4 protein-coding genes and 1 pseudogene are annotated in these 4,663 nt (G+C 50.2%); 2 read left to right on the top strand and 3 right to left on the bottom strand.

Annotation, left to right across the window (positions count from 1 at the left end):
* Nucleotides 1-154: 154 nt before the first annotated feature.
* Nucleotides 155-1,153, bottom strand: coding sequence for a branched-chain-amino-acid transaminase (gene ilvE, locus ACTHUE_RS11235; RefSeq protein WP_070873825.1), 999 nt, complete (start codon nucleotides 1,151-1,153; stop codon nucleotides 155-157).
* A 213-nt stretch (nucleotides 1,154-1,366) separates the two neighbouring features.
* On the opposite strand from ilvE, the gene ACTHUE_RS11230 reads away from it, so the two are divergent.
* Nucleotides 1,367-1,690, top strand: a complete 324-nt coding sequence (locus ACTHUE_RS11230) for a LapA family protein (protein ID WP_070873824.1) — start codon at nucleotides 1,367-1,369, stop codon at nucleotides 1,688-1,690.
* A gap of 25 nt (nucleotides 1,691-1,715) precedes the next feature.
* The gene (gene lapB / locus ACTHUE_RS11225) at nucleotides 1,716-2,885 is read left to right on the top strand and encodes a lipopolysaccharide assembly protein LapB (protein WP_107810861.1); all 1,170 of its coding nucleotides are present in this window, start codon (nucleotides 1,716-1,718) and stop codon (nucleotides 2,883-2,885) included.
* Nucleotides 2,886-2,999: 114 nt separating this feature from the next.
* Here the strand turns inward: lapB and ACTHUE_RS11220 are convergent, their stop codons facing one another.
* Nucleotides 3,000-3,506, bottom strand: a complete 507-nt coding sequence (locus ACTHUE_RS11220) for a thioredoxin family protein (RefSeq protein WP_107810862.1) — start codon at nucleotides 3,504-3,506, stop codon at nucleotides 3,000-3,002.
* Nucleotides 3,507-3,515: 9 nt separating this feature from the next.
* Nucleotides 3,516-4,663: pseudogene (locus tag ACTHUE_RS11215) on the bottom strand (exodeoxyribonuclease V subunit gamma); the annotation flags it as partial.

Raw genomic sequence — 4,663 nt, 5'->3', positions numbered from 1 at the left:
ACATAATTGCGCATTATATACCGATTATCTTAAAATGCTACCGTTTGTTTGTAAAATTTAGCATTTTATTATTTGTCTTCCCTCTCTAAAAACCAATAAAAAAGGCCGTCTGAAAAAATATTTCAGACGGCCTTTTTTATTGAATGCGTTCTATTTAACAAACTTCGACCAACCAGCCATGTTTGTCTTCTGCCAAACCGTATTGAATGTCGGTAATCGCCTTACGGATTGTATAACCGCGCTCTTGGCTCTTCACTTCAATTTCTTTACCATCAATCACGAAAGAAGTTACCGGAGAAATAACCGCAGCCGTACCGGTCAGAATCGCTTCCGCACCATTCTCAATCGCGGCTTTCAGCTCGTCGACAGTAAAGTTGCGCTCGGTAACGGTGTAGCCCAAATCTTTGGCAACAGTCAGTACAGAATCGCGGGTAACGCCGTGCAGGAATTCGTCTGTCAACGGTTTGGTAATGATTTCATCGCCGTTAATCAGGATAAAGTTAGACGCGCCGGTTTCCTGAACGTCGCCATTCGGGCAGAACAACACTTGGTTTGCACCGTGCTCTGCTTTGGCTTTCAACACCCAAGGCATGGCTGAAGCATAGTTGCCGCCGCATTTCACACGGCCCATATGTGGAGCGCAACGGATATGTTCGGTTTCCACCAAGATTTTAACGGGCGAACCGGCTTTGAAATAGTCGCCGACAGGAGAAGCCAAAATGTACAGCAAGGCTGTTTCGGAAGGAGAACCAGCTTTGCCGATCACAGGATCGGTACCGATCAAAGTCGGACGCAGGTACAACGCGGCTGGCGCATCAGGAATTTCTTCGGCAGAGCGTTTGACCAATTCAATCAAAGCATCCAAATAAGCCTCAGTCTCAGGGCGCGGCAGGTGCAGAATATCCGCACTTTGCTGCATACGCGCGATGTTGGCGGTCGGGCGGAACATCACGATTTTGCCGTTTGCCTGACGGAATGCCTTCAAGCCCTCAAAACATTCGCTGCCGTAATGCAAAGCATGCGCGCCTGGGGCGATTGTCAGGTCTGTGGAAGATTGCCACTCTACCGGCTGCCATTTACCTTCACGATAAGCGATAACGGGCATTTCAGCGTGAAAAACGCTGCCGAATACGGCTGGAACTGGTCTGCTCATGATGATTGCCTTTCTTATTCTGATTTGTAAGATAATAATTAAAGACTGAACAATACGCCTTTCAATATGGGTTTGACAAGTACCCGTCAGCATTAAAGATTCCGTCCCCCTGCCGTCTGAAACATGCCGTCCTATCCGAAATCCGGCAAATCGTTTAAACTGATACCATTTTTCAGACGGCCTGCCCCAACCGCAGCCAACCCGGAGTAACCCATGAAACTCATCTCTACCATCATCAAAATCCTGATTCTTCTTGTTTTCCTCCTGCTGGCCATCACCAATACCCACACCGTATCCTTCTTCTACCTGCCCGGCCAAAACGTCAATCTGCCGCTGATTGTCGTGCTTTTCGGCGCCTTTATTATCGGCATCGTGTTCGGTATGTTTGCCCTCTTCGGCCGTCTGCTGACCCTGCGCAGCGAAAACAACCGCCTGCGTGCCGAAGTGAAAAAATACGCCCACCTTTCCGAAAAAGACCTGACCCCGGTCAAAACCGAAACACCGGCAACGACTTCCGAAACCACTCCCAAAGCGTAACGCCACCAATCAATAAAGGAATACCATGGACAACGAATTGTGGGTCATCTTACTGCCCATCGTCCTCCTCCCCGTTTTCTTCGCTATGGGCTGGTTTGCCGCGCGCGTCGATATGAAGACCGTCCTGAAACAGGCCAAAAGCATACCGGCAGGGTTTTACAAAAGCCTTGATGCCCTTGTTGACCGCAACAGCGGCCGTGCCGCGCGAGAATTGGCGGAAGTAATCGACCAGCAGCCGCAGTCATACGACTTAAACCTGACCCTAGGCAAGCTCTACCGCCAACGCGGCGAAAACGACAAAGCCATCAATATGCACCGCGCCCTGCTCGATTCGCCCGACACAGTCAACGAAAAACGCGCACGCGTGCTTTTTGAATTGGCGCAAAACTACCAAAGCGCAGGCTTGGTTGACCGTGCCGAACAAATCTTCCTCGGCTTGCAGGAAGGCGATATGGCACGCGAAGCCCGCCAACACCTTTTGAGCATCTACCAACAAGACCGCGACTGGGAAAAAGCCATCGAAATGGCGCAGCTCTTGAGCCATGACGAACAGACCTACCAGTTTGAAATCGCCCAGTTCTATTGCGAAATCGCCCAAGCCGCGCTGTTCAAATCCAACTTCGACGCCGCCCGCTACAACATCGGCAAAGCACTCGAAGCCAACAAGAAATGTACGCGCGCCAACATCATTCTCGGCGACATCGAATACCGTCAGGGCAACTTCCCTGCCGCAGTAGAAGCGTATTCCGCCATCGAGCAGCAAAACCACGCCTATCTGAGCATGGTCGGCGAGAAACTCTATGAAGCCTATGCCGCGCAAGGCAAACAGGAAGAAGGCCTCAACCGCCTTATCGGCTATATGCAAACCTTCCCCGAGCTTGACCTGATCAACGTCATCTACGAGAAAGCTCTGTTGCTTAAGGGCGAAACCGAAGCGGCGCAAATCGCTGTCGAACTCGTCCGCCAAAAACCCGACCTCAACGGCGTGTACCGCCTGCTTGGTTTGAAACTCAGCAATATGAATCCGGAGTGGAAAGCCGATACCGATATGATTCGTTCCATTATCGGCCGCCAGCTGCAAAAAAGTGTCATGTACCGCTGCCGCAACTGCCACTTCAAATCCCAAGTCTTCTTCTGGCACTGCCCAGCCTGCAACAAATGGCAAACCTTTACGCCGAATAAAATCGAGATTTGATAAAGCGTTAAGCATCAAAGAAGGCCGTCTGAAATCTTTTCAGACGGCCTTTTTATTACAAAGCAAAATATCAAAACAGCTCAAAACATAGGCGCACACACCGGCAATATTTGCTCAACAACGCTGCTCTGCCCATGCCAACGCCGCTACAATCTGCGCCTCAATATCGGCATTAAATTCGCCGGCACGGTACGCATCGCGCAATTCCGTGCGACGGGTTTCATTTGCCGCAATTTGGTTTAACACCACTTGCGGAAACTCGTTAAACACAGGCCCTTCCTCTTCATGCCCCATCAAAAACAGCGCTGGAATTTTTTGATTGGCGCGGACGATTTCCTGTTGGCACGGATTATCGAAACGGCTGCTGTCGTCGAAATCGCTGCGGGCAATATAGTTGATGCGGATACGGGGGTTCAACTCCGCCATTTTTTGAATAAACGGCACAAACACGCGGCAATCTGGACAATATGGCGCAGCGGCAAGCAGCCAGTGTTGCGGACGGCTGATCTTTTTGACCTCCGCTACCGTTTGCGCCGACAGCTCGGTCGCCTGATAGAGTTGCTGCTGTTTCAATTTGTCTTCTTCGGTATCAAAATCCAAATATTCTGCATAATTGGCCATACTTTACTCCTATTCTGTTGTATCGGTTTTCCCTGCCACGCCGGTCAAAAGCGGAACAAGCAGATTGACGATGAGGTTTTCAAATAGCGGCTCATCAAGAGGCGATTCTTCCGAATGGCCAAACACCAGCTTCACTTCGGTATATTCTTTCTGCCCTTTGCTCATTTTGTTGCCGTTAAAAACATCATGGGCTTTGCTCAAGGCAGCATCCCAATCCTCTTTCTTGTTGTACTCCTCCGCAGCGGCAAGACTGGTTTTGGCAAAAAACGGCAAGGGGGTATTTTGTCCGATTCGGAAATATACCAGCCATTCTTTCAAAAGTTCTTTTGCTGTTTGTTGCTCGATGGCAGCATAGGTTTCGGTCTGTCCCAAGCTGACAATATGGGTTTGTCGGTTTGCAACGGATTTAGGGGCGACGGCACAAAAAATCAAATGCTCCAATAAACGGGCAATGCGGTTGGGCGCATTGTCTTTTTGGTTTAGGAACACAATGCGGCCGCATTCGTAAAGATTGCCGATGGTGCCTTGTAAAACCAAGTCGTCAAAGGATTCTTCATAAGGTTCAGACGGCCTTTTGTCACTGCGTATCAGCTCGGCATCCATGTTTTTTGCAGATATTTGATACTGCTTCTGCCACAAACTGCCCAATTCGCCTACCGGCATCAGGCTTTCGGCATTCAGCCGAATGGCCGTATCTTCAAAATCTTCCCCTTTGCGCCGCGCATCCAAATAGGCATCGGCAATCCGACCCTCATGTTGCGGCTCAAACGGTTCGGCAGATTCCCATGCGCCGTCCAAATACGGCTGATCCCAGCTTAAATTTTTCTTCAGCCAAACTTTGACAGGGTTGCGCCAAAAACTGACGAGCTCGCCCTGATGAATGGTTTTGCCCGGCTCTTCCTGACTTAAAGCCTCACGGAAAAACGGCTGCGCTTCCGCTTGCGGTTGGTTCAACGCATCGGCATAATCTTGGCGCGTACTGAAGAGGCCGTCTGAAAGCGCGTCCTTTTGGAAATAACGGCGCGAAAAAGCCTGCAAAGGATGATGTTTCACCCATTTCTCCGACAACTCACGCCCGCTTTTCCCCGTCATGGCGGCGATGGTATCCAGCAGCTCGCTGATTAATGAAGACGGCGCAAACTCGGCATCATTGCGTA

This window comes from Neisseria sp. P0021.S005 (assembly GCF_051956955.1).
Note: the sequence above shows the minus strand (reverse complement) of the source record. Positions and strands in the feature narration are given on the sequence as shown.